The 22,820-nt window shown below is 62.2% G+C and carries 24 protein-coding genes; 6 read left to right on the forward strand and 18 right to left on the reverse strand.

Features of this window, described 5'->3' with window-relative positions; genetic code table 11:
- Window positions 1-7: 7 nt before the first annotated feature.
- Complete coding sequence (locus ACFOGH_RS11580; RefSeq protein ID WP_380073221.1) at window positions 8-1,144, reverse strand: S-(hydroxymethyl)glutathione dehydrogenase/class III alcohol dehydrogenase; 1,137 nt, start codon at window positions 1,142-1,144, stop codon at window positions 8-10.
- A 174-nt stretch (window positions 1,145-1,318) separates the two neighbouring features.
- Between ACFOGH_RS11580 and ACFOGH_RS11585 the strand changes: the two genes are divergently transcribed.
- Together ACFOGH_RS11585 and ACFOGH_RS11590 are read left to right on the forward strand one after the other, a co-directional pair.
- Complete coding sequence (locus tag ACFOGH_RS11585; protein WP_380073222.1) at window positions 1,319-1,639, forward strand: I78 family peptidase inhibitor; 321 nt, start codon at window positions 1,319-1,321, stop codon at window positions 1,637-1,639.
- A gap of 19 nt (window positions 1,640-1,658) precedes the next feature.
- Window positions 1,659-1,943: an I78 family peptidase inhibitor gene (locus ACFOGH_RS11590; RefSeq protein ID WP_380073223.1), complete on the forward strand. Its 285-nt coding sequence runs from the start codon at window positions 1,659-1,661 to the stop codon at window positions 1,941-1,943.
- Window positions 1,944-2,001: 58 nt separating this feature from the next.
- On the opposite strand, the gene ACFOGH_RS11595 is transcribed toward ACFOGH_RS11590, so the two are convergent.
- Window positions 2,002-2,442, reverse strand: coding sequence for a c-type cytochrome (locus tag ACFOGH_RS11595; protein ID WP_380073224.1), 441 nt, complete (start codon window positions 2,440-2,442; stop codon window positions 2,002-2,004).
- Window positions 2,443-2,552: 110 nt separating this feature from the next.
- A complete protein-coding gene (locus ACFOGH_RS11600; protein ID WP_380073225.1) occupies window positions 2,553-4,166 on the reverse strand; it encodes a GMC family oxidoreductase in 1,614 nt (537 codons plus the stop codon).
- A 223-nt stretch (window positions 4,167-4,389) separates the two neighbouring features.
- Between ACFOGH_RS11600 and sugE the strand changes: the two genes are divergently transcribed.
- The gene (gene sugE, locus ACFOGH_RS11605; protein ID WP_380073226.1) at window positions 4,390-4,710 is read left to right on the forward strand and encodes a quaternary ammonium compound efflux SMR transporter SugE; all 321 of its coding nucleotides are present in this window, start codon (window positions 4,390-4,392) and stop codon (window positions 4,708-4,710) included.
- Window positions 4,711-4,764: 54 nt separating this feature from the next.
- The gene (locus ACFOGH_RS11610; RefSeq protein ID WP_380073227.1) at window positions 4,765-5,142 is read left to right on the forward strand and encodes a YciI family protein; all 378 of its coding nucleotides are present in this window, start codon (window positions 4,765-4,767) and stop codon (window positions 5,140-5,142) included.
- A gap of 19 nt (window positions 5,143-5,161) precedes the next feature.
- On the opposite strand, the gene ACFOGH_RS11615 is transcribed toward ACFOGH_RS11610, so the two are convergent.
- The 7 genes from ACFOGH_RS11615 to ACFOGH_RS11645 form a co-directional block, all read right to left on the reverse strand.
- Window positions 5,162-5,956 carry a carnitinyl-CoA dehydratase gene (locus ACFOGH_RS11615; protein WP_380073228.1) on the reverse strand — a complete coding sequence of 265 codons (795 nt, stop codon included), beginning with the start codon at window positions 5,954-5,956 and terminating at the stop codon, window positions 5,162-5,164.
- 2 nt (window positions 5,957-5,958) lie between these two features.
- Entirely contained in the window at window positions 5,959-7,947 is a 1,989-nt protein-coding gene (locus tag ACFOGH_RS11620; RefSeq protein ID WP_380073229.1) for an acetate--CoA ligase family protein, read from the reverse strand.
- A 250-nt stretch (window positions 7,948-8,197) separates the two neighbouring features.
- Window positions 8,198-8,500, reverse strand: coding sequence for a SelT/SelW/SelH family protein (locus ACFOGH_RS11625; protein ID WP_380073230.1), 303 nt, complete (start codon window positions 8,498-8,500; stop codon window positions 8,198-8,200).
- A 15-nt stretch (window positions 8,501-8,515) separates the two neighbouring features.
- Window positions 8,516-9,679, reverse strand: a complete 1,164-nt coding sequence (locus tag ACFOGH_RS11630; protein ID WP_380073231.1) for an acyl-CoA dehydrogenase family protein — start codon at window positions 9,677-9,679, stop codon at window positions 8,516-8,518.
- Between the two features lie 3 nt (window positions 9,680-9,682).
- Window positions 9,683-11,152 (reverse strand): carnitine 3-dehydrogenase, encoded by a 1,470-nt coding sequence (locus tag ACFOGH_RS11635; RefSeq protein ID WP_380073232.1) that lies wholly within the window; start codon window positions 11,150-11,152, stop codon window positions 9,683-9,685.
- 63 nt (window positions 11,153-11,215) lie between these two features.
- Window positions 11,216-11,512, reverse strand: a complete 297-nt coding sequence (locus tag ACFOGH_RS11640; RefSeq protein WP_380073233.1) for a hypothetical protein — start codon at window positions 11,510-11,512, stop codon at window positions 11,216-11,218.
- Between the two features lie 6 nt (window positions 11,513-11,518).
- Complete coding sequence (locus ACFOGH_RS11645) at window positions 11,519-12,433, reverse strand: BKACE family enzyme (RefSeq protein WP_380073234.1); 915 nt, start codon at window positions 12,431-12,433, stop codon at window positions 11,519-11,521.
- A 73-nt stretch (window positions 12,434-12,506) separates the two neighbouring features.
- Between ACFOGH_RS11645 and ACFOGH_RS11650 the strand changes: the two genes are divergently transcribed.
- Window positions 12,507-13,487 carry a GlxA family transcriptional regulator gene (locus ACFOGH_RS11650; protein ID WP_380073236.1) on the forward strand — a complete coding sequence of 327 codons (981 nt, stop codon included), beginning with the start codon at window positions 12,507-12,509 and terminating at the stop codon, window positions 13,485-13,487.
- Here ACFOGH_RS11650 and ACFOGH_RS11655 read toward each other — a convergent pair.
- From ACFOGH_RS11655 to ACFOGH_RS11690, 8 genes are all read right to left on the reverse strand, one after another.
- Entirely contained in the window at window positions 13,425-13,949 is a 525-nt protein-coding gene (locus ACFOGH_RS11655) for an MgtC/SapB family protein (RefSeq protein WP_380073237.1), read from the reverse strand. The two genes, ACFOGH_RS11650 and ACFOGH_RS11655, sit on opposite strands and share 63 nt — an antisense overlap.
- Window positions 13,950-14,004: 55 nt before the next feature.
- Window positions 14,005-16,014: a M3 family metallopeptidase gene (locus ACFOGH_RS11660; RefSeq protein WP_380073238.1), complete on the reverse strand. Its 2,010-nt coding sequence runs from the start codon at window positions 16,012-16,014 to the stop codon at window positions 14,005-14,007.
- A gap of 72 nt (window positions 16,015-16,086) precedes the next feature.
- Window positions 16,087-16,878 carry an amino acid ABC transporter permease gene (locus ACFOGH_RS11665; RefSeq protein ID WP_380073239.1) on the reverse strand — a complete coding sequence of 264 codons (792 nt, stop codon included), beginning with the start codon at window positions 16,876-16,878 and terminating at the stop codon, window positions 16,087-16,089.
- A gap of 37 nt (window positions 16,879-16,915) precedes the next feature.
- Entirely contained in the window at window positions 16,916-17,707 is a 792-nt protein-coding gene (locus ACFOGH_RS11670; protein WP_380073240.1) for a transporter substrate-binding domain-containing protein, read from the reverse strand.
- A 266-nt stretch (window positions 17,708-17,973) separates the two neighbouring features.
- A complete protein-coding gene (locus ACFOGH_RS11675; protein WP_380073998.1) occupies window positions 17,974-19,008 on the reverse strand; it encodes a HesA/MoeB/ThiF family protein in 1,035 nt (344 codons plus the stop codon).
- Window positions 19,005-19,490 (reverse strand): dUTP diphosphatase, encoded by a 486-nt coding sequence (dut, locus tag ACFOGH_RS11680; RefSeq protein WP_380073999.1) that lies wholly within the window; start codon window positions 19,488-19,490, stop codon window positions 19,005-19,007. Before dut ends, ACFOGH_RS11675 begins: the two co-directional genes overlap by 4 nt.
- Window positions 19,491-19,592: 102 nt before the next feature.
- A complete protein-coding gene (coaBC, locus tag ACFOGH_RS11685; protein WP_380073241.1) occupies window positions 19,593-20,789 on the reverse strand; it encodes a bifunctional phosphopantothenoylcysteine decarboxylase/phosphopantothenate--cysteine ligase CoaBC in 1,197 nt (398 codons plus the stop codon).
- Between the two features lie 68 nt (window positions 20,790-20,857).
- Window positions 20,858-21,733 carry an RNA polymerase factor sigma-32 gene (locus tag ACFOGH_RS11690; protein ID WP_380073242.1) on the reverse strand — a complete coding sequence of 292 codons (876 nt, stop codon included), beginning with the start codon at window positions 21,731-21,733 and terminating at the stop codon, window positions 20,858-20,860.
- Between the two features lie 199 nt (window positions 21,734-21,932).
- Between ACFOGH_RS11690 and ACFOGH_RS11695 the strand changes: the two genes are divergently transcribed.
- Window positions 21,933-22,802, forward strand: a complete 870-nt coding sequence (locus ACFOGH_RS11695; RefSeq protein ID WP_380073243.1) for a glutathione S-transferase N-terminal domain-containing protein — start codon at window positions 21,933-21,935, stop codon at window positions 22,800-22,802.
- Window positions 22,803-22,820 lie beyond the last annotated feature (18 nt).

Consider the following 22,820-nt stretch of genomic DNA (forward strand, 5'->3'; position numbering starts at 1 on the left):
GCATGGGTCAATAAACCACGACGGCGCGGATGCTTTCGCCCGCGTGCATCAGATCGAACCCCTTGTTGATATCCTCAAGCGGCAGGATGTGGGTGATCAGGCTGTCGATCTCGATCCGGCCATCCATATACCAATCGACGATCTTCGGCACATCGGTGCGGCCACGTGCGCCACCAAAGGCGGTGCCTTTCCAGACCCGGCCCGTCACCAGTTGGAACGGACGGGTTTCAATCACCGCCCCCGCAGGGGCCACGCCGATGATGATCGACTGACCCCAACCGCGATGGGTGCATTCCAGCGCATCGCGCATCACCTTGACGTTGCCGGTGCAATCGAACGAGTAATCCGCGCCGCCGATCTTGTCGAATGGGGTCTTGGTCAGATCGACAATCGCCTGCACAACCGACGTGCCCTCGGGCAATTCCTTGGGGTTGATGAAGTGGGTCATCCCGAACTTCTCGCCCCATTCCTTTTTGTCGTTATTCAGATCAACGCCGATGATCATCCGCGCCCCTGCCATCTTCAGGCCCTGAATCACGTTCAGACCAATGCCGCCCAGACCGAACACCACGGCGGTGGCGTCATGTTCCACTTTGGCCGTGTTCAGCACAGCGCCGATGCCGGTGGTCACACCGCAGCCAATGTAGCAGATCTTGTCAAACGGCGCGTCATCGCGCACTTTGGCCAGTGCGATTTCCGGCACAACCGTGTGATTGGCGAAGGTCGAGCAGCCCATGTAGTGATAGATCGGCGTGCCATCCAACATGCTGAAGCGGCTGGTGCCGTCGGGCATCAGGCCCTGGCCTTGGGTGGACCGGATCGCGGTGCAGAGGTTGGTTTTCTGGCTGAGGCACGACGGGCACTCGCGGCATTCCGGGGTGTAAAGCGGAATGACGTGATCGCCGACTTTCAGCGATTTCACGCCGGGGCCAACGGCGATGACAACGCCCGCGCCTTCATGGCCAAGGATCGCCGGAAACAAGCCTTCGGGGTCGGCACCCGACAGGGTGAATTCGTCGGTGTGGCAGATGCCGGTGGCCTTGATCTCGACCAGAACCTCGCCTTCCTTGGGATCGGCGAGGTTGACCTCCATGACTTCAAGCGGTTTGCCAGGGGCAAGGGCGACGGCTGCACGGGTGCGCATGGGGGTCCTCCGAGGGTGAGTAAGCGGGATTATTTTGCGCCAAACTGGGCCAGCCCGCGCCAAATTGCAACGCTGGAAACGACCTGTTTCGCCCTGTTGCCGCATTGGTGGTTGCTGGCAGGACGGGGCGCGGGCTATGACAGGGCAGGATCTGTAGAAAGTTTGCGCGCGCATATGGTGGTCTTGGTTGTGTCTGGGATGCGGCGTGCGGCTTTGGGGGCGCTGGTGGCAGTTTGCCTGTCGGCCTGCGTGATGGGCGGCCAGGTGCGGATGGGGCCGGTGGCGAAAATGCTGAAACCGCAGCCTGATCTGTGTGGTGCTGCGGCGCTGATTGATGTGGTGGGGCAACCCTTTACCCTGCTTGCCGATCATCAGCTTGTTGGGCCGCTGCGGATTTTGTGGCCTGGGCAGGAAATCACCGATGAGGTGGTGCCAAACCGGCTGAATGCAGAAGTGACTAACGATCAGTTGATTCTGCGGCTATCCTGCGGCTGACTTTCAGAGAGGTGCCCCGATGCGTTCTGCCGCCCTGTTGCTAGTGTTGCCACTTGGCCTGATGGCCTGCGTGCCTGAACCCGTGGCCCCCGCACCCGACCCTGCCCCGATGGAAGACGCTTGTGGTGCCAGCGCCTTGCAAGGCTTGGTCGGGCAATCCGCGAAAAAACTGGAAACCATGCGCTTTGCCAAGACCGTGCGCATCATTCGCCCCGGCATGGCGGTGACGATGGATTACTCCGCCGAACGGCTGAACATCGAGGTCAATGCTGCTGAGGTGATCACCCGCGTCAGCTGCGGCTGAAATGGCATGGGCCGCAGGGCAATGCCCGCGGCCCAAAACCTGACAGATGCAGGGAATATCAGCTCGCGACGCGGTAGGTGGTGTGGCAATCCTTGCAAGCACCGCCTACGGCACCCATGCCAGCCTTGATGCCATCAACCGAAGTCGCGTCCACCGCGGTGGCAGCGGCGTTCAACGCATCAGCTTTTTTGACGAAATCATCCCAGTTGGTCCAGATTTCCGGCTTGGCTTCCGAGGCTGGGTCGTTGCCCGCTTTCTCGAATTTCACATGGATGTCTGCCGAGCCGGTGACAAGCGTCGCCTTGGCGGCCTCTGCGGCAGTGGCGTCAAAGGCGACCTCGCCCGAGGCCATGCCGCCCAGGGTTTTCATGGCGCCACCGAAGGATTTCATCAGATCCTTCTGGGCAATCACCACCGGATCGGTGGCCTCGACTTCGGCAATGGCGACGCCCGCGAACAGGACAAGGGCGCTGGCTAAAACTTTGGTGGCGATACGCATGGACGACTCCGGGTTGTGACAAGACTGTCAGTATACCCAAGTCGCAGCATCCGGGAACAGACTTTGGTCTGATAACCGCAGATTGCGCGGATTTGCGGCCCCCGATCAAATCACCGCGCGTCGGCCAGCACCGCAGCGGCACCCTTCCAGCCCATCAGCATCGACGGCGCATTGGTGTTGCCAGCGATCAGGTTCGGAAACGCGCTGGCGTCGATCACCCGCAGGCCTTGCAGCCCATGCACCCGGCAGCCCGCATCCACCACCGAGGTTGTGGCATCGCGGCCCATCCGGGCTGTGCAACTGGGGTGATAGACGGTGCCAGAGCGTTGGCGGAAATCGTCGATCAGATCGGCATCGCTTTGCACCGCAGGGCCGGGGCGCAGTTCTTCGGCGATCAGATCGGCCAAGGCTGGCTGCGCCGCGATATGGCGCAGGTATTTCACCGCCGCCAACATCTCAGCCACGTCGTGATCGGTGGAAAACGCATTGGCGGTGATGGTCGGATGCGCCAGCGCATCGGGCGTGTGGATGCGGATATGCCCGCGCGAGGTTGGGCGGCAGTTCGACAGGCCAATCGACAGGCCGGGGAATGGGTCGGGCGTCAGCAGCGGGCGCTCGCCTGCCTTTGGCAGCAGGGTGGAGAAAGCCTGCAGATAAAGCTGCATGTTCGGGCGGGCCAGATCGGCGCTGGTGCGGAAAAATCCGCCCGCGTGGTTGATCGACTTGGCCAAAGGCCCGCCGCCGGTCAGGAAATACTGCGCGCCGACGAACAGCTTGCCCCACCACGGCCGCAGCAGGTCGTTATAGGTCGGAACCTTCATCCGCCAGGTGTAATTGATGCCCTGATGATCACTGAGGTGATCCCCCACGTTCGGATTATCCAGCATCACCGCCAGCCCCAACCCCGACAGCAAGGCCCCCGGCCCAACGCCCGACAGTTGCAGCAGTTGCGGCGAGTTGATCGCCCCGCCCGACAGGATCACTTCGCCGTTGCAGCGCAACGCGCAAGCCACGCCATCGCGCAGATACTCCACCCCCACCGCGCGCTTGCCGTCAAACAGCACCCGCGTCACCTGCGCACGGGTGATCACTTGCAGGTTCGACCGCTTCATCGCGGGCCGCAGAAACGCCCGTGCCGCCGAGTTGCGGCGGGCGTTCTTGATCGTCATCTGATAGGTGCCCGCACCTTCCTGCTCGGCACCGTTGAAATCGCGGTTATACGGCAAACCACCCTGCCCGCAGGCCGCGATGTAGTTTTCAACCAACCAGTGCAGACCCTTGCGGTTTTCGCTGACAAACAAAGGCCCGCCCTTGCCGCGATACGCATCGCCGCCCGCTTCGGTGTCTTCCATCGCCTTGTAGGCCGACAGGCAATCGTCCCAACCCCAGCCGGGATTTTCCGCGCCCCATTCGTCGTAATCCGCCTTGTGGCCGCGAATATAGACCATGGCATTGATGCTGGACGAACCGCCGAGCAGCTTGCCGCGCGGCCAGTGATCGCGCTGGCCGTTCAGCCCCGGATCGGGCGCGGTCTGATACATCCAGTTCACCGCCGGATCGTAAAACAGCTTGCCGTAGCCCAAGGGCAATTGCACGAAAAACCGCCGATCCGTGCCGCCCGCTTCCAGCACCACGACCTTATGCTTGCCCGAGGCGCTCAGCCGTTCAGCCAGCACCGACCCCGCCGAGCCTGCGCCCACAATGATGTAATCGGTGTCGTGCATCTGCGGCTCCTTCGCGCCGCAGCGTCCGGCGGGCCTTGCGTTTGTAACGGGGGGATGACGGGGGCCCGCGCCAAGCCGCGACAAAATATGTCGGTTTCTGTGCGGCAATCGGGCCGCCGTTGGTCTTGCCTTGGCGGGCGGCTCACCGCATATTGGGTATGCGCAGGACGGCCTGCGGCATCTGCACCGCATCGGGACGGCCCGGTTTGCTGATGAGGGCCATATGGCTTGGATATATCTGATCATCGCCGGACTGCTGGAAGTCGTCTGGGCCTATTCCATGAAGAAATCCGAAGGTTTCACGCTGCTTGCCCCCAGTGTGATCACCTTGGTCACGATGGCAGCCAGCTTTGGCCTGCTGGCCGTGGCGATGCGCAGCCTGCCTTTGGGCACCGCCTACACGATCTGGACGGGGATCGGCGCGGTCGGCGCGTTCATCCTTGGCATCATCGCCTTGGGCGAGGCCGCGACCCCGATGCGCCTGATTGCGGCGGCGCTGATCGTCAGCGGGCTGGTGCTGATGAAACTGTCCAGCACGCATTAAGGGCAGCAAATTGCGCGGTGTCTGTTAGGCTGGCCCAAACAGCGGAGGTGTCAGATGCGCGTCATGGTAATCGTCAAAGCCACGCCCGAAAGTGAAGCCGGTGCGCCGCCAAAGCCCGAGGCTTGGGCAGCGATGGAGGCGTTCAACGCCGAACTCGATGCAGCGGGCATCACCCGCAGCATGGGCGGGCTCAAGCCATCACGGCAAGGCAAGCGGGTGCGGTTTGATGGCACCGGCCGCCTGATCAGCGATGGCCCCTTCGCCGCGACCAATGAACTGATCGCGGGCTTCTGGATCTGGGAGGTCAGGGATATGGCCGAGGCGGTGGATTGGGTGACGCGCTGCCCCAATCCGATGCCCGGCCCGTCCGAAATCGAAATCCGCCCGTTTTACGAGGAAGCAGATTTGCTGGAGATGCTTTCGCCAGCTTGAGGGCAGCAACCAGCGACGGCTATTTGCCCTTCCACACCGGATCACGCTTTTCGGCAAAGGCGCGCGCACCTTCCAACTGATCCTCAGAGGAATACAGCTTATCCACCGTCGGCAGCAGGCGCTTGGTGATGCGGTTCAGCGCGTCCTGGAAGCGCATGTTCTCGGCCTCGCGCACCACTTCCTTGATCGCGGCATAGACGAGGGGCGGGCCGGATTCGAGCAGGCGGGCCAGATCCCAGGCCTTTGCCAGCAAATCCGCAGGCGTGGTGATTTCCTTGACGATGCCCCAGCGCAGCGCCTCCTCAGCATCAAACCAGCGGCCCGTCAGCAGCAAATCCATCGCCACATGATAGGGGATGCGCTTGGGCAGTTTGATGCTGGCGGCATCTGCGACGGTGCCAGAGCGGATTTCCGGCAAGGCAAAGGTGGCGTTCGACGAACACAGGATGAGATCGGCGGACAGCGCCAGTTCCAGCCCGCCGCCGCAGCAGATGCCGTTCACCGCCGCGATCACCGGCTTGTTCAGATTCGGCAATTCCTGCAAACCGCCAAAGCCGCCCACACCGTAATCGCCATCCACCGCATCGCCCTCGGCTGCGGCCTTCAAATCCCAACCGGGGCAGAAGAATTTCTCGCCATGCGCGCGCAAGATGCAGACCCGCAGGCTGTCATCATCGCGGAAATCGCGGAACACCTGCCCCATCACCCGGCTGGTTTTCAGGCTGATCGCATTGGCCTTGGGCGCGTCCAGCGTCACCTCAAGAATAGCGCCGTCGCGGCGGGTTTTGATCGGGCCTTCCGTGCGCATGTCCATTTTCAAGCCATCCTTACCAAGGCATCCACCGCGACAGCACCTTCGGCACGCACGAGGATGGGGTTGATTTCAATTTCTTCAAGGCTGGCATCGGCCATCATCAGATCGCCCAAAGCCACCGCAATCCGCGCCACCGCAGCCATGTCCGCCTTGGCGCGGCCGCGATAGCCGTCCAGCAGGGGCCATAGGCGCAAACCCCGCAGCGCTTGCAGAATTTGCGCCTCGGTCGCGGGCAGGATCAGCGTGACGGTATCGGCGAGGACTTCGGCCGTCACCCCGCCCATGCCCAAGGTCAGGCTGATGCCATAGACCGGATCGCGCCGCAGCCCGAGCAGGATTTCGGCCACCGTGCCCGTCACCATTTCTTCGACCAGATAGCCGGTAGCGCCCGGCATTTCGGCCTGACCGTCAAGGCTGGCAAGGCCAAGGCGCACCGCCCCAGCCTCGGTCTTGTGGGCGAAACCCAAACCCTTCAGCGCGAGCGGTGCGGTCAGGCCAGAGGCCCCTGCCACGACTTCGGCAAAGGTCCCCGACACCGCGCGCGGCACCGGCACCCCGACGCGCGTCAGCAGGGCCTTGCCCTCGGCCTCGGACAGCATCCGGCTGTCGCGCGGCGGCAGCGGCTTGGCGGGCCGCCAGCCGTGCACCCCGGAAGGCGTTTGCGCCGCCTTTACCGCCGCCAAGGCGGTCTCCAGCCCCATCAGCGTCACCACGCCCTGATCCATCAGCACCATGGCTTGCCGCTCATCGAAGTTTTCGGGCATCGAGGCGACAGGCAAGGCGATCTTGCCGCTGGTTTTCTGCGCAGCGACGATGGCATCCAGCGCCGGCTGATAGCCCGCCGGATCGCAGCGGTCATTTCGCGGCGGGTCGATGATGTAGAGGCCTGCGTCGTAAGCCTCCAGCATGGCAGTGAAAACCTCGGTAGTTTTCGGGCCGTCGCCCCAGATGAAAGTGTGATAGTCCAGCGGGTTAGAGATTGTCGGGATCTCACCCAGCACGTTGAACAGCCGGTCATGCGTGGCCTGCGGCACTGGCGGAAAGTCGATGCCATAGGGCGCTGCCAGATCGGCCACCAAGCCGGCCTCACCGCCCGAGCATGACAGGCTGCAAATCCGCGTGCCAATTTGCGGGCCGTGGGTGTGGAAGATCTTCAGCGTTTCGATCAGTTCGGATGGCGTGTTCACTTCGGCCACACCTATTTGTCGCAGGAAGGCCGACGACGCCGCACCGCCGCCCGCAAGCGATGCGGTATGGCTGGCCGCCGCCGTGCGACTGAGTTCGGTCTTGCCGGATTTGATGCAGACCACGCCCTTGCCCATCGCCCGCGCACGCTCGGCAAGTGCAGCAAAAGCCGCCGCGTCGTCGATGCCTTCGATATACATGCCCAAGGCGGTCACGCGCGGATCATCCAGCAAGGCCCCGGCGAGATCGGCCAAACCCACCACCGCCGCATTGCCCAAGCAGGCAACATAAGCCACCGGCAACGCCCGCTTCTGCATCCCCAGATTGATCACGATGTTGGAAGACTGGCTGACCAAAGCCACGCCCTTCGCCACCGGAATCCCGCCGTGCTGATCGGGCCAGAGCAGCGCGCCGTCCAGATAATTGATCACGCCATAGCAGTTCGGCCCAAGGATCGGCATATCGCCCGCCGCTGCCACCAGCTTGGCCTGCAATTCAGGTTCTCCGGCCTCGGTCCAGCCAGAGGCAAAACAGATCGCGCCGCCTGCCCCCATTGCGGCAAGCTGGCCCACCACCTCGACCGTGGCAAAACGATTGACGCCGATGAAGGTGGCATCGGGAGCAGAGGGCAGATCGGCAAGGCTTGGATAGGCGCGCAGGCCGCCAATCTCGGGTTTGGTCGGATGCACCGGCCAAATCTCCCCCGCAAAGCCCATCTTGCGGCATTGCTCGATAACATTCAGCGCCCAACCCGCGCCCAGAACGGCGATGGATTTCGGGCGCAGCAGGCGGTCGAGGTTTTTCATGCCCAACCCTCCCGCCCTGCATCAGCCGCTGGGGCGCTGCCCCGGACCCCGGGATATTTATGAACGGATGAAAGGCCAAGGAGGCGCCCCTCTGCCAACACGGGCAGAGGGGTTTCACCCGTTACCGTCATCGGCGTCCCCGCCTGTTCGGTAAACTGAGTCTGACGCAAAGAGGTTAACATCGCGTTACTTTCATCTGTTCCTAAATATCCCGGGGTCCGGGGCAGCGCCCCGGCGCTTGCGGCAAGCACTAACCCTGATCTTTCGTGGCGCGGTCGATATGACCCAAGTCCCGCTCTGGCCAGACCCGATCGCGCACCATCTGTTTCAGCACTTTCACATCCGGGAAGCCCCCGCGCTCTTTGCGATCCCAGATCACCTCGCCGTCGAGGATGATCTGAAACAGCCCACCTGTCGCTGGGATCAGCGTGACCGAGGCGATGTCCTGCCCGAACGTGGACAGCAATTCCTGCGCCATCCACGCCGTGCGCAACAGCCAGTTGCATTGCGTGCAATAGGACAGGGTGATCACCGGGCGCGGCGTTTCAGACATCGTGCGGGCCTTTCGTTACGCGCCGTGCGGCCGCAGCAATTCACGGCTGATGATATGACGCTGGATTTCCGATGTGCCTTCCCAGATACGCTCCACCCGCGCATCGCGCCAGATGCGTTCCAGCGGCAATTCATCCATCAAGCCCATGCCGCCGTGAATCTGGATCGCCTCATCCGCGATCATCGCCAGCACTTCGGTGGCTTTCAGTTTGGCCATCGACATATCGGCTTCCGTTACGGTGCCCTGATCGTATTTCCACGCCGCCTCGCGGGTCAGCAGCTCTGCCGCCTTCAACTCCATAGCCATATCGGCCAGTTTGAAGCTGATGCCTTGAAATTTGCCAATCTGCTGGCCGAATTGCTTGCGCTCGGCGGCATAGGAGATCGCATGGCCCAAGGCGCGTTCGGCGCGGCCAAGGCAGGTCGAGGCCACTTGCAACCGCGTCGCGCCCAGCCATTTGCCCGCCACTTCAAAGCCCTTGTGGACCTCGCCCAGAATCTGACTGGCCGGCAGGCGGCAGTCGTCAAATTCAAGGATCATGTTGTTGTAGCCGCGGTGACTGACGTTGCGATAGCCCTCGCGCACGGTAAAGCCCGGCGTGCCTTTATCGACCAGAAACGCGGTGATCAGCTTTTTCGGGCCGCGCGGCGTGTCTTCCTCGCCCGTCGCCACCCAGACAATCGCGAAATCCGCAACATCGGCATGGCTGATGAAATGCTTGGTGCCGTTCAGCACATAGTCGCCGCCATCGGCGCGCGCGAAGGCCTTCATGCTGCGCAAATCCGAGCCCGAACCGGGTTCGGTCATCGCCTGACAATCGTGCTTTTCGGCGCGGATGCAGGGGAACAGATATTTCTCGCGCTGTTCCGGCGTGCAGGCCAGCAGGATGTTGGAAGGCCGTGCGACACAGTTCCAGTGCAGCGCATAGTTGGCCTTGCCGAGTTCCTTTTCGTAAAGCAGCCACGTCAGGGTATCGAGGCCAGCACCGCCGACATCTTCCGGCATGTTCGCCGCGTAAAGCCCCGCAGCGACAGCCTTTTGCGCCAGTTCTTTCAGCAATTCGCGCCGCAGCACCCCGGTGCGCTCCACCTCTGCCTCATGCGGGAAAAGTTCGTTTTCCACAAAGGCGCGGGTGGTGTCGACGATCATCTGCTGTTCTTCGGAGAGACCAAAGTGCATGGCTTAGCCTTTCTTCTGACCAACAGCGCGGCCCGCGCCTTCCGGCTGCGGCAGGCTCGCATGTGCCTCAGCGATGGCGCGCAGCTTGGCCCAAACCTCAGCCGATGCAGGGGCGGATTTCCCCTCGGCCATGTATACATGCAGGCACAACTGTTCGATGGTCGCCACACAATCATCGCCCTTCATGATCCGCACGAAGGAACGGAAGCGCTTTTCGTCAGCGCTGATGATCTGGATGGTGCCGGTGAGGCGATCACCCAGCTTGGCCTCGCCGAGATGGCGGATATGGGTTTCGGCCGAGTAATAGGAATTGCCCGCCGCGACATAATCCATCCCCGCGCCGATCAGCCGCAGGAAGGCATCGACCACTTCGGAGTTGGCGAAATAGTAACGGCTTTCGGTCATGTGGCCGTTGTAGTCGATCCAGCCCGGCAGCACCTGCATATGCGCCATCACCAGGGGTGTGGCTTTCGGGGCGGTGTCGATTTCGGCGTGGAAGGCCACGGCGCGGGCCTCGTCATGCTCGCGCAGCACCTTGCCCGCGCCCCAGTTGCGGTCTTTCAGCGCGCGCAGGAAGCCGATCAGGTTGCTGTCGCGGATACGTTCCAGCTCGCGGATGGTATGGTGGCCGGATTGCGCATCGGATTGGCCCGCGATCAGGTCCACGAGTTCGTCGTTGAACTCGGGCACGTCCATCAGCTTGGTCCAGGGCCAGGTCAGGCAGGGGCCGAACTGTGCCATGAAGTGCTTCATCCCGGCCTCGCCACCCGCGACGCGATAGGTCTCGAACAAGCCCATCTGGCCCCAACGCAGACCAAAGCCCATGCGGATCGCCTCGTCGATTTCTTCGGTGGTGGCGATGCCGTCCTTCACCAGCCAAAGCGCCTCGCGCCAGACGGCTTCCAGGAAACGGTCGGCGATATGGGCGTCGATTTCCTTGCGAACATGCAGGGGGAACATGCCGATTTCGCGCAGGATTTTCTTTGCGTTCTCAATGACCGCCGGGTCGGATTTCGGCGAGGGCACCACCTCGGCCAGTGGCAAAAGGTAAACCGGGTTGAACGGGTGGGCGACAAAAATCGTGGCCGGGTTGGCGGCATTTTCCTGCAACTCTGACGGCTTGAAGCCGGAAGTTGAGGAGCCGATCGGCGTACCGAGTTCTGCCGATTGTTGGATCTGTGCAAAGACGCGGTGCTTCAGGTCGAGCCGTTCGCTGACGGATTCCTGAATGTAATGCGCGCCCTCCACCGCTTCGGTGATGGTGGAGGCAAACGAAAGCTTGCCCTCGGCAGGCATCGGCACATCGCTGAGGGCAGGCAAAGCCGCCCGCGCATTGGCCATCACTTCGCTGATCTTGCGCTCGGCCTGCGGATCGGGATCGAACACCGAGACGTTCCAGCCGTTGAGCAAGAACCGCGCCGCCCATCCGCCGCCGATTACGCCACCGCCAATGATTGCTGCTTTTTTGGTCATTGCTAACTTCCCGTCTGCATCTTTTGAGATTTCATTATCGACGCCGTTACATCACACTCAATTTCATCGACCAGAAACGGATGTAAGTGCAAAGGCTAAAACACGCGCGCCAAGCCCCATGACGAGCCCGAAAATGCAGCCAAAAATCATCCATATAAGGATGATAGGCCCCAGTTCGGTATTTGCCTCATTAACAGGTCCGTATTGCAGAAGTGCGATTTTCACGACTACGAACATTGCTAAGTTAATCGCCGCCAGAACCAGCCACCGCTGCTTACTGCCCGCAAACAACCAAGATGCGAAGGCAGCAACAATCATCACAAGCAGTGGAAGACCAATCACCAACAGCAAGAGAGGCATCGACAGCTACTTCGCCAACGGCGCGCGCTTCTCCAGCTTCAGCTTCGCCCGCACCTCGGCAGGCGTGATCACCCGCGCGCCCAAGTTGCTGATGATCGTCACAGCCCGCTCCACCAGTTGCGCGTTGGTGGCCAGAACGCCCTTGTCCAGCCACAGGTTATCCTCCAACCCGACCCGCACGTTGCCGCCCGCCAGCACGGAAGCCGCGACATAGGGCATCTGGTTGCGGCCAATCGCAAATGCGCTCCAGTGCCAATCGGCGGGGACGTTGTTGACCATCGCGAGGAAGGTGTTCAGATCATCCGGCGCGCCCCACGGCACGCCCATGCAAAGCTGCACCAAGGTCGGCGCCGGGATCACGCCTTCGCGCGCCAGTTCCTTGGCCAGCCACAGATGGCCGGTGTCGAACGCCTCAATCTCAATCCGCACGCCCGCCGCCGTCATGCGTTTGGCCATATCCCGCAGCATGCCGGGGGTGTTGACCATGACATAATCGGCCTCGTTGAAGTTCATCGTGCCGCAGTCGAGCGTGCAAATCTCGGGTCGGCATTCCACCACATGCGCCACCCGTGCCGTGGCCCCGATCATGTCGGAATGGCCCGCCATCTGGTTCATCTTTTCGGTGCCGTCGAACATGAGATCGCCGCCCATGCCCGCCGTCAGGTTCAGCACCACATCTGTGCCAGAATCGCGAATACGCTCGGTGACTTCGCGATACAAAGCCAGATCGCGCGAAGGCTTGCCGGTTTCCGGGTCACGCACATGGCAATGCACCACCGCAGCCCCGGCCTTGGCCGCATCAATCGCCGATTTCGCGATCTGCTCAGGGCTGCGCGGCACATGCGGAGATTTGTCCTGCGTGCCGCCCGATCCGGTGACGGCAGCGGTGATGAAAACTTCGCGGTTCATGGCCAAGGGCATGGGAATCCTCCAATTCGGTCGGGCCTACCATAACCGCCTTGCAACGCCGCGCTTGACGATTTACGCAATATTCATGGCGAAACCCGCAAAAATTATCACATCTGCGCTGTTCGCGCCCTCGGATCAGCCGCTGACGCTGGCGCTTCTGGTGCTGCCGCAAGCCTCGATCTTGGAAGTTGCCTCAACGCTGGACCCTTTGCGTTCGGCCAACCGCCATCTGGGGCACGAGGCCTATCGCTGGCGTGTGGTCTCGCCCGATGGCGGCCCGGTGCCGCTGACCTGCGGCATCGAGCTGCCCTCGAATGGCCCGCTGTCTGCCGCCGAAGGCGCGGATGCCCTTATCGTCATCGCCGGGTTCCAACAATCCCGCTCGGCCACGCAGCCCTTGGTCCGCGATCTGTCGCGCATCGCCGCGCGCTTTGCGGCCATCGGCGGCATTGACGCAGGCGCTTGGGTGCTGGCCCGCGCCGGATTGCTGAACGGCTACAAAGCTACGGTGCATTGGGAAGATCTGGAAGATTTCGCCGCCACCCACCCGCAGATCGACGTGGCCCCTGATCGCTTCGTGATCGACCGCAACCGCTTTACCGCGGGCGGCGCGGCACCCGCCTGCGATCTGATGCTGCACCTCATCCGCGCTCGGCACGGCCCAGCCTTGGCGCTGCAAGTCGCCGCCAGCTTCATTACCACAGCCCGCGATGGCACCGAGCCGCAGATGATCCGCGCGCAACCCGATCCGCGGCTTGATCCCCGGGTTTCGGCCGCGATCAGCCGGATGGAAAGCCGCCTCGACAGCCCCGAAACCACCGCCGAGATTGCCGCTGCCCTTGGCATGTCGCCACGTCGGCTGGAACAGATTTTCGCAGAAAATCTGGGGCTGACGCCCGCCGCGCATGCGCTTGGCCTGCGATTGGCTGCGGCGCGGCGGATGATCACCGACACGCGGCATCCGCTGGCCGAAGTGGCGCTGCGCTGCGGGTTTTCCTCGGCCTCAAGCCTGTCGCGGGCGTTCCGGGGGCAGTTTGGTATCCCGCCCAGCAGCCTGCGGCGCTAGGCTGGTATCCCGCGCCGCCTCTTTCAATGGCGAAAGGATACGCAGAGCAAGATATGTCACGACGCTCAGGATCACCGCGACATCCAGCAAGCCATAGCCCACCGCCGTGCCCAAAGCCCCGGTGCCCCACAGGCTTGCCGCCGTCGCCGTGCCCCGCGCCTGCACGCCCTGTTTCAGGATCGCACCGCCGCCGATAAAGCCGACACCGGTGATCAGCCCCTCCATCACCTTGGAATGTTCGGGGGCATCCGGCCCCAGCACCCCAATCGCAATGATAACAAAGCCGCAAGCCGCCATCGCCACCAGCGGAAATGTCCTGATCCCGGCGCTGCGTTCTTCCTGCTCGCGGTTCCAGCCGATTGGCAGCGCTAGCAGATAGGCCAGCACCAGCTTGATCAGGTGCGAGGCGGTCTCTTTGGCGTCAAAAGTCAGATCGAAATCTTGCATCAAATTGGCCAGCATCGCCGCGTTATCTCCTGAAATTCAGGCAGTAACGCAGCGGTGCAGGCTTTGGTTCCTAGACCTCGACCAAGCCACGGCCTTGCAGCAAGGGCTCCACCCCCGGCATCCGGCCACGGAACTTGGTGTAAAGCACATCGGGCTCTTCCGACCCGCCCGCCGACAGGATGAATTTTTCCAGCCGTGCGGCGGTGGCAGGGTCAAACGCATCGCCTGCCTCTTCAAAGGCAGCGAAAGCGTCTGCATCCATGACTTCCGACCACATGTAGCTGTAATAGGCCGAGGAATAGCCGTCGCCCGAAAAAACATGCGCAAAATGCGGCGTGGCGTGGCGCATCCGAATGGCGCGCGGCATGCCCAGAGATTCCAGCACCTCGGCCTGTTTCTGCATCGGATCGGCGGGGGCGGCGCCTTCGTGGAAGGCCAGATCGACCATCGCCGATGAGATGAACTCGACCGTCGCAAAACCCTGATCATAAGTGCCCGCATCCAGCAAGCGCTTGATCAGATCGGCGGGCATCGCCTCGCCGGTCTGCCAATGCCGCGCGTGTTTCTCCAGCACTTCCGGCACTTCCATCCAATGCTCATAAAGCTGGCTGGGCAATTCGACAAAATCGCGCGCAACGCTGGTGCCGCTGATGAAACCATAGGTCACGTTCGACAGCATCTGATGCAGCGCATGGCCGAATTCGTGGAACAAGGTGCGGGCATCGTCATAAGACAGCAGCGCCGGATCGCCCTTGGCGAAGTTGCAGATATTTACCACGATGGGCCGCTGATCACCGCCAAGTTTGCGCTGACTGCGCATCGCCGAACACCAAGCACCCGAACGCTTGGAGCCGCGTGCGAAGTAGTCCCCAATGAAAACAGCTACATGAGAACCTTGACGCGTCACCTCCCACACCCGCGCATCGGGGTGATAAAGCGGGATGTCCAGCGCGCGAAATTCCAGCCCGAACAAGCGATGCGCGCAATCGAACTGCGCTGCCAGCATCGCCTCTAGCCCGAGGTAGGGTTTCAGCACCGCCTCATCCAGATCATGCTCGGCCACGCGGCGCTTTTCGGAATAATAGCGCCAATCCCACGGCTCTAGCGGGCCTGCGATGCCATCGGCATGCAGCATCGCCTCCAGCACCGCCGCATCTTCAAGCGCCTTGGCCTTGACGGGCGTCCACACCCGCATCAACAGATCGCGCACCGCCGCCGGCGTTTTCGCCATCTCGGGTTCCAGCTTGTAATCGGCGAAGCTGGCATAGCCCAACAGCGCCGCCCGCTCGGCCCGCAGCGCCAAAATTTCCGCCGCAATCGCGCGATTGTCGGTCGCGCCACCAGTCGCACCGCGCAGGCCCCAAGCCTCATAAGCCTTTTGCCGCAGCGCGCGGCGCGGGGAAAACTGCAAGAACGGCACGATCAGCGATCGCGACAGTGTCACCACCGGCCCGGCTGCGCCCTTTTCCGCCCCCGCCGCACGCGCCGAGGCGACGACGAAATCCGGCAGGCCTTCCAGATCTTCCTCGTTGAGATCCATGAACCATGATCGCTCATCCGCCAGAAGGTTCTGGCTGAAGCTTGTGCCCAGCACCGCCAGCCGCGATTTTACTTCCGTCAGCCGCGCGGCCTTTTCCCCGGTCAGCAACGCGCCCGAGCGCACAAACATCTGCCGATACAGTGTCAGCACCCGCATCTGTTCAGGCGTCAGCGACAGGCTATCGCGGCGCTGCCACAGATCTTCGATGCGGGCAAAAAGTGCAGCGTTATTGGTGACTTCCGAGGCAAAGGCCGACATTTTCGGCGCCAGATCCATCTGCAACGCCTCGCGCGCAGAGGTGCTGTCGGCACTGGCCAAATTGTAGAACACCCCGCCAACCCGGTCGAGTGCACCTTCGGCCAGTTCCAGCGCCTCAATGGTATTGGCGAAAGTCACCTGCGGATCGGCGGTGATCGCAGCGATATTCGCGCGCGCCTCGGCCAACGCAGCATCAAACGCCGGGGCAAAGTCGGTATCCTTAATCTCGGCAAAGGGCGGTAGCCCGAATTCCTCAGTCCAATCGCGCAGCAAAGCATTCATCGCAAATCTCCTTTGCCCAAAGCTAGGCAGCCGGTGCAACAACGTCCAGTCCAAGCGGGTGGTTTTTCGATGCTACCGCTGATCGCGCGCTTTCAGCCTGGTCTCGATCCGGCGCAGCACCAAAGACAGGCTGATCGTCATCGTCAGATAGAGCAGAGCCACCAGATTATAGGTTTCAAAATAGCGGAAGTTCCCCGCCGCCGTGACCTTGCCCAGCTGCGTGATATCCGCCACCCCCAGCACCGACACCAGCGAGCTGTCCTTCACCATCGCGACAAAATCATTGCCCAACGGCGGCAGCACCATCCGAAACGCTTGCGGGAACACCACATGGCGAAAGCGTTGCCAGCCTGAAAGCCCAAGCGCCTGCGCGGCCTCGATCTGGCCCTTGTCCACCGCCTGCAATCCGGCGCGGAACACTTCGGCGAGAAACGCCGAATAGGCCAGCATCAGCGCGATGATCGCCCGCCAAAGATAAGGAAAATCACGCGTTTTCATGGGCTCCAACCCGAAATAGGCGGTCAGCCAGTTCCAGCCTTCAACCGCCAGCGGAGAGGCAACAAAGGTGACATATAGCAGCAGCACCATGATCGGCACGCCGCGCATCACCTCAATGTAAAACCGTGCCACTTGCCGCACCGCGCGAAACCGCGACAGCCCCGCCATCGCCAAGCCCAGCCCCAACAGGCAAGCCATCGCATAGGCCACCACGGTAACGAAGATCGTCACCCAAATCCCCTTGGCCAGCAATTTCATCGCCGAGGAATAAACCTCACTGGCCCAGACCTGATAAAACAGCACAAGGCCGATGCCGACAAGCGCCACCAGCCACCACGGAAAATCCTGATCTTTCAATGCCTTCATCGGAGTTGGCCCCGGCCTCTCACCGGGGCCGCTGATCTTATTCGGCCTTGTAATCCAGGAACCACTTCTTGTTCAGCGCATCAAAGGTGCCATCGGCTTTCAGCGCTGCGATCCCGGCGTTCATGCTGGCCACCAGATCCGAGCCTTTCGGGAAGATGAAGCCGAAGTCTTCGGTGCCGAGCGGTTGCCCGACCATTTTCAGCGCCCCACCCGAGGCATCAACATAGCCCTTGCCCGCCGTCATATCAGTCAGCACGGTATCGACATCGCCCGCCTTCAACGCCTCGACACTGGCGCCAAAGGTTTCAAACAGCTTGATGCGCGGATTGGACTCGTTGCCATCCAGCACCGAATAGACGGCGGTGTAGAACGGCGTGGTGCCCGCCTGCGCGCCGATCAGTAGATCGGCATCGGCGGCAAAGCTGGCCGCATCGGTAAAGCGGGCCTCATCGCCACGCACCAGCATCATGCTTTCCGAACGCATGTAGGGGTCTGAAAAATCGACCTTTTCCTTGCGATCATCCTTGATGGTGATCCCGGTCATGCCCATGTCGAACTGGCCTTCCGACACCGCCGGAATCATCGCATCCCAGGAGCTGGTTTCGTATTTCACCTTTAAATTCATCCGCTTGGCCAACTCGGCAATCGCGTCATATTCCCAGCCAATCGCAGCGCCCGATTTGTCGATGAACTGCAGGGGCGGATAGGCGTTTTCGGTCACGATGGTAATTTCCTTGCCGCCCAGATCGGGCAAATCGCCCGCAAAAGCCGCAGAAACGCTGATCGACGCAGTAAGGGCAAGGCCCGCAAGGGCAGCAGCAAACTTCATATGTGAACTCCCTGTCACAGAGTGGATGCGGGAGTATGGCCGGGATTGGGGGGCTGGGGCAAGGGGGCCATCACGCCACGCCCTGATCGCCTGCGGCGGCACCAGCCCGAAAATCGCCATCCGCAGACCGATTAGCAGGGTGCATAGGCCAAATTCCAGAATTCGGTCGGGCAATGTCAATGTCTTGGCCTTTGCTGAGTCATGCCAGACAGTCTGAAATCCGATCATGAACAAATAATGAACAGACCCACTTGCCGCGCGATTTTTCAGTGCCCCACGCCGCAAACCGCGCAATCGGCGCGACGCTTCACGCCGATCACCCGCGTCTCGCCGTAAAGCGCATCATGAATCAACAGCCGCCCACGCAACGGCGCGCCGGCCCCGGTGATCAGCTTCACCGCCTCCATCGCCATCATGCTGCCCAGCACGCCGGGCAAGGGGGCCGCCACCCCAGCCTCAGCACAGGTCGGCACCGTTCCCGGCGCGGGTCGCACCGGAAAAACGCATTCGTAACAAGGGCTTCCATTGGCGGGATCATAGACCGAGAGCTGCCCCTCCCATTGCGTGATCGCCCCTGCGATCAGCGGTTTTCCGGCCGCCACGCATAAACTATTCACCAGATAGCGCGTGTCGAAATTGTCCGAGCCGTCCAGCACCAGATCATACTCCGCCACCAGCCCGCCGGTCTCGGCAACCAGCCGCCGCTTGTAGGGTTTGACCTGCACAAACGGGTTCAGCGCCCGCATCGCGATTTCGGCGGATTGCACCTTATCCATGCCAAGCCTTTGATCAGAGTGGATAATCTGCCGTTGCAGGTTACTGACATCAACTACGTCATCATCAATCACGCCAATCTCACCCACCCCCGCCGCCGCCAGATACAACAGCAACGGCGCGCCCAGACCGCCCGCGCCCACCACCAACACGCGCGCGTCTTTCAGACGGCGCTGCCCCGGCCCGCCGATCTCACGCAGCAGGATATGGCGGGCATAGCGCGCCACCTCGGCCTCGGAAAATGCCGCAGGGGACGGAGGCGGCGCGGCCATTCCTACCTGTTTTTTCAACCGCTTGAGCAATATCCGATAGCCAAGCACCAGCGCAAATCCAAGCGCCACCGCCAACCAAACCCGCGCATCGCCGCCCGTCATCTCGCGGAGAGGATGCCCCTCGGGCAAGGTAAGATTCACCACAACCGCCGCCAACCACAGCAGAGCAATCGCCCCCCAACGCAGCCGCTTCGGCGTGTCCAGCACCCAGCCCAACATCCAAAGCGCCAGAGCCAGCCCCACCACAAGCATCAGTCTGCGCCCCCGGAACGCGGACCGAACCCGGTCGAGCCAAAACCGCCCGCGCCGCGCTGGGTTTCGTCCAACGCCACCACCACCTGCATCTGCATCCGCACCACGGGCGCCAGCACCGCTTGCGCGATGCGGTCGCCGTGGCGCACCACATAGGGCTCAGCCCCCAGATTGACCAAAGCCACCCCCAACGGCCCACGATAGTCGCTGTCGATGGTGCCGGGCGCATTGGCCAAAGTGATGCCAAACTTCACCGCCAGGCCCGAGCGCGGCCGGATCTGCATCTCATACCCCTCTGGAATCGCGACACGAATCCCCGTCGGTACCAGAACCCGCCCCAAGGGCGCAATCTCGATCCCCGCCGCGCGATCGGCCTGCGCGAGGTTGGCGCAAAGGTCAGCCCCCGCCGCCCCTGCCGTCTGATAGGCGGGCAGCGCCACCGCGCGATCTGCCCAATCCTCCCACATCACCTGCACCAGCGCCATGGTCATCCTCTCTGCTCAAATATCCCCGCCGGAGGCATCCGACCGTGCCACAAACCGAGCGCCGCAGAACCTGCCCACGGAATTTACCGCAAAATTCCGACTTCACGCCCGCAAAGCCGCCGCGATCCGCGCCGCCAATTCCCGTGCCACCGCATCCTTTGCCATGCGCGGCCAAACCTCGGACCCGGCTGCGGTGATCAGCGTCACCGCATTCTCAGAGCCACCCATGATCCCGGTCGCCGGCGAGACATCATTGGCCACGATCCAGTCGCAGCCCTTGCGCAATCGCTTCGCCGCCGCATATTCCGCCACGTGATCAGTCTCGGCGGCAAAGCCCACCACCAGAGCGGGGCGCAGTGCCCCTTGCGAGACGCGCGTCAGAATATCGGGGTTTTCGGCAAATTCCAAAGCTGGGGCGAGACCGCTGCCGTCTTTCTTCAGCTTTGATCCGCTGGCATTGGCCACCCGCCAATCCGCCACCGCCGCCGCCATCACCGCCGCATCGGCTGGGAAAGCCGCCTCGACCGCCGCCAGCATTTCCGCAGCGGTTTCCACCCGCACCACCGCCACGCCTGCGGGCGCGGGCACGCTCGCCGGCCCGGTCACAAACGTCACCTTCGCCCCCAGATCGCGCAGCGCCACCGCAATCGCAGTGCCCTGCGCCCCCGAAGACCGATTGGCAATATAACGCACCGGATCAATCGGTTCATGCGTCGGGCCAGACGTGACCAGAACATGCTTGCCCGCCAAAGGCCCACTGCCCAGCTCGCTCGAGATCGCCTGCATGATCACCTCAGGCTCGGCCATCCGCCCCGGCCCATATTCGCCGCAGGCCATCTCGCCCTCATCCGGGCCAACCACCTGCACGCCATCCGCCCGCGCTTGCGCAATATTGCGCTGCGTTGCCGGATGCTGCCACATCCGCACATTCATCGCAGGTGCCACCAACACCCGCGTGTCGGTGGCCAGCAGCAGGGTCGAGGCCAGATCATCCGCCCGCCCCTGCACCATCTTCGCCAGCAAATCCGCCGTCGCAGGCGCGACCACGATCAGATCGGCAACGCGGGAAAGCTGGATATGGCCCATTTCGGCCTCATCGGTCAGATCGAACAGCGCGTCATAAACCTTTTCGCCCGCCAGCGCGCTGACCGACAATGGCGTTACAAATTCTGCCCCGGCCCGCGTCAGCACCGGCGTTACCGCCGCCCCTGCCCGCTTCAAAAGCCTGATCAGCGCCAAGGATTTATAGGCCGCGATACCGCCGCCGATAATCAGCAAAATCCGCTTGTCCGCCAGCATTGCCTACTCCCTTTGCGCCTAGATGTAGGCGGCAGCGGCGGCAAACTCAACGGCCTTCCGGCCAGCCGTTACAGCAGGGCCATGACTTCAGGCGATTGCGCTTCAAGCGCGCGGCGCAATTTGACATAGGCAGCGGATTCCAACTGCCGGATCCGTTCCTTTGAAAGCCCCAGTTCCGTCCCCAAGGATTCCAATGTGCGCGGTTCGTCACGCAGGCGACGTTCGGCGACAATATGGCGTTCGCGCGCGCTCAGTTGGCCCAAGGCTGCGATCAGCCATTGACGCAGGCACGCCGTGTCATGCGACGCCTCTACGCGATCACTGGCCTGTGGCCCGTCATCTTCCAAAGCGTCAATCCAGGCGCGACCATCCTCATCCGTCGACTGCGTGGCGTTGAGCGAAGCGTCAGACCCGGCCAACCGCCCCTCCATCATCGCCACCTCGGCCACCCGCACACCAATTTCATGCGCGACCTTCTCGCGCAACTGATGCTGATCCAGCACCATACCCTCTGCAGCAGCCTCGCGCTCCAGCTTGGCTTGCACCCGTTTCAGATTGAAAAACAGCGACTTCTGCGCCGATGTGCTACCTGTGCGAACCATCGACCAGTTGCGCATCACATAATCCTGAATGCTGGCCTTGATCCACCACACGGCATAGGTCGAAAACCGAACACCGCGATCTGGGTCAAACTTTTCAGCCGCTTTCATCAGACCCAGAGACGCCTCTTGAATCAGATCGTTCATCGGCGCGCCGTAGCGTCGAAACTTGGCGGCCATGGAAATCGCCAGCCGCATGTAAGCGGTGATCAATCTGTGCAGGGCCACCTCATCCCGGTGATCGCGCCAGGCGTAGGCCAGCCGCAATTCGGTTTCAGCATCCAGCAACTCCGCCGCGCGTGCTTGGCGCGACAAATCCTGCTGATAGGGTGCGTCAAGTGCCATCTGATCCCCCAATATCCCCGTGCTTTGCGGGTGACACAGGGATTACGCACAGCCCCCCGATTTGGATGCATGGCAAACGTCAGAAAATGAAATATTGCTGATCCATCAATTCGCGTGATGAACCTGCGCACAATTCAGCACTTTTCATCGCCCCGCACCATGCCCTAGCCTGCAACCACCCCAAATCCCGGAGCCTGCAATGACCTATGATCTCGTGATCGGCGACCGCGCCTATTCCAGTTGGAGCCTGCGCGGTTGGCTGCTGTTCGACGCATTCAACATCCCCGTTAAACTGCACACCGCACGGCTTTACACCGATGAACTTGCCAATACGCTCAAAGCCTTCCACCCTGCTCGCACCGCCCCCACCATGCGCACCCCCGATGGTGTCGTGGTGCCCGAGACCATCGCCATCGCCGAGGAACTGGCCAGCCGCCACCCTGATGCAGGTCTATGGCCAACAGCCCCCAAAGCCCGCGCCATTGCCCGCGTACTGGCTGCCGAGATGCACGCAGGTTTTGTTGCTCTGCGCAGCCATTGCCCAATGAACCTGCGCGTCAGCTATACCGATTGCAGCCCCCCGACCGAGGTGCGGGCCGATCTGGCGCGGCTGGAAACCATCTGGGCTTGGGCACAGGAAGAAACTGGATCGGATACTTGGCTCTGCGGTGCCTATTCCGCCGCCGATGCGTTTTTCGCCCCAGTTGCCGCACGTGTGGCCAGTTATAATCTGCCGATGTCTCCACGGGCGATGGCCTATGTGCGCGCGCATCTGGCGCATCCATCGTTCCGGCGCTGGCGCGCGATGGGCATGATCGACGGCGCAGATCAAGAGTTCTACCGCCGCGGCTACCCCCGCCGCCCCTGGCCCGGCCCGGTGCCGCTGGCCAGCCGCCCGGTCGAAGGCAGCATGGCCGAGAATTCTGCCTGCCCCTACTCTGGCAAACCGGTCACGCATGTCTTGGAAATCGCAGGACGCCGTATCGGCTTCTGCAACGCCTTCTGCCGCGATAAAACTGTAGCAGACCCCGAGGCTTGGCCGAGATTCATGGCGATTTATCAAGCCTGACCGTGGATCTTTACCATT

Source organism: Cypionkella sinensis (assembly GCF_042646385.1).
Classification (GTDB): domain Bacteria; phylum Pseudomonadota; class Alphaproteobacteria; order Rhodobacterales; family Rhodobacteraceae; genus Cypionkella; species Cypionkella sinensis.

Excerpts from the sequence above, each read along its gene's own strand:
- ACFOGH_RS11580 (WP_380073221.1), bottom strand. The coding sequence starts at position 1,144 with ATGCGCACCCGTGCAGCCGTCGCCCTTGCCCCTGGCAAACCGCTTGAA.
- ACFOGH_RS11585 (WP_380073222.1), top strand. The coding sequence starts at position 1,319 with ATGGTGGTCTTGGTTGTGTCTGGGATGCGGCGTGCGGCTTTGGGGGCG.
- ACFOGH_RS11590 (WP_380073223.1), top strand. The coding sequence starts at position 1,659 with ATGCGTTCTGCCGCCCTGTTGCTAGTGTTGCCACTTGGCCTGATGGCC.
- ACFOGH_RS11595 (WP_380073224.1), bottom strand. The coding sequence starts at position 2,442 with ATGCGTATCGCCACCAAAGTTTTAGCCAGCGCCCTTGTCCTGTTCGCG.
- ACFOGH_RS11600 (WP_380073225.1), bottom strand. The coding sequence starts at position 4,166 with ATGCACGACACCGATTACATCATTGTGGGCGCAGGCTCGGCGGGGTCG.
- sugE (WP_380073226.1), top strand. The coding sequence starts at position 4,390 with ATGGCTTGGATATATCTGATCATCGCCGGACTGCTGGAAGTCGTCTGG.
- ACFOGH_RS11610 (WP_380073227.1), top strand. The coding sequence starts at position 4,765 with ATGCGCGTCATGGTAATCGTCAAAGCCACGCCCGAAAGTGAAGCCGGT.
- ACFOGH_RS11615 (WP_380073228.1), bottom strand. The coding sequence starts at position 5,956 with ATGGACATGCGCACGGAAGGCCCGATCAAAACCCGCCGCGACGGCGCT.
- ACFOGH_RS11620 (WP_380073229.1), bottom strand. The coding sequence starts at position 7,947 with ATGAAAAACCTCGACCGCCTGCTGCGCCCGAAATCCATCGCCGTTCTG.
- ACFOGH_RS11625 (WP_380073230.1), bottom strand. The coding sequence starts at position 8,500 with ATGTCTGAAACGCCGCGCCCGGTGATCACCCTGTCCTATTGCACGCAA.
- ACFOGH_RS11630 (WP_380073231.1), bottom strand. The coding sequence starts at position 9,679 with ATGCACTTTGGTCTCTCCGAAGAACAGCAGATGATCGTCGACACCACC.
- ACFOGH_RS11635 (WP_380073232.1), bottom strand. The coding sequence starts at position 11,152 with ATGACCAAAAAAGCAGCAATCATTGGCGGTGGCGTAATCGGCGGCGGA.
- ACFOGH_RS11640 (WP_380073233.1), bottom strand. The coding sequence starts at position 11,512 with ATGCCTCTCTTGCTGTTGGTGATTGGTCTTCCACTGCTTGTGATGATT.
- ACFOGH_RS11645 (WP_380073234.1), bottom strand. The coding sequence starts at position 12,433 with ATGCCCTTGGCCATGAACCGCGAAGTTTTCATCACCGCTGCCGTCACC.
- ACFOGH_RS11650 (WP_380073236.1), top strand. The coding sequence starts at position 12,507 with ATGGCGAAACCCGCAAAAATTATCACATCTGCGCTGTTCGCGCCCTCG.
- ACFOGH_RS11655 (WP_380073237.1), bottom strand. The coding sequence starts at position 13,949 with ATGCTGGCCAATTTGATGCAAGATTTCGATCTGACTTTTGACGCCAAA.
- ACFOGH_RS11660 (WP_380073238.1), bottom strand. The coding sequence starts at position 16,014 with ATGAATGCTTTGCTGCGCGATTGGACTGAGGAATTCGGGCTACCGCCC.
- ACFOGH_RS11665 (WP_380073239.1), bottom strand. The coding sequence starts at position 16,878 with ATGAAGGCATTGAAAGATCAGGATTTTCCGTGGTGGCTGGTGGCGCTT.
- ACFOGH_RS11670 (WP_380073240.1), bottom strand. The coding sequence starts at position 17,707 with ATGAAGTTTGCTGCTGCCCTTGCGGGCCTTGCCCTTACTGCGTCGATC.
- dut (WP_380073999.1), bottom strand. The coding sequence starts at position 19,490 with ATGGCGCTGGTGCAGGTGATGTGGGAGGATTGGGCAGATCGCGCGGTG.
- coaBC (WP_380073241.1), bottom strand. The coding sequence starts at position 20,789 with ATGCTGGCGGACAAGCGGATTTTGCTGATTATCGGCGGCGGTATCGCG.
- ACFOGH_RS11690 (WP_380073242.1), bottom strand. The coding sequence starts at position 21,733 with ATGGCACTTGACGCACCCTATCAGCAGGATTTGTCGCGCCAAGCACGC.
- ACFOGH_RS11695 (WP_380073243.1), top strand. The coding sequence starts at position 21,933 with ATGACCTATGATCTCGTGATCGGCGACCGCGCCTATTCCAGTTGGAGC.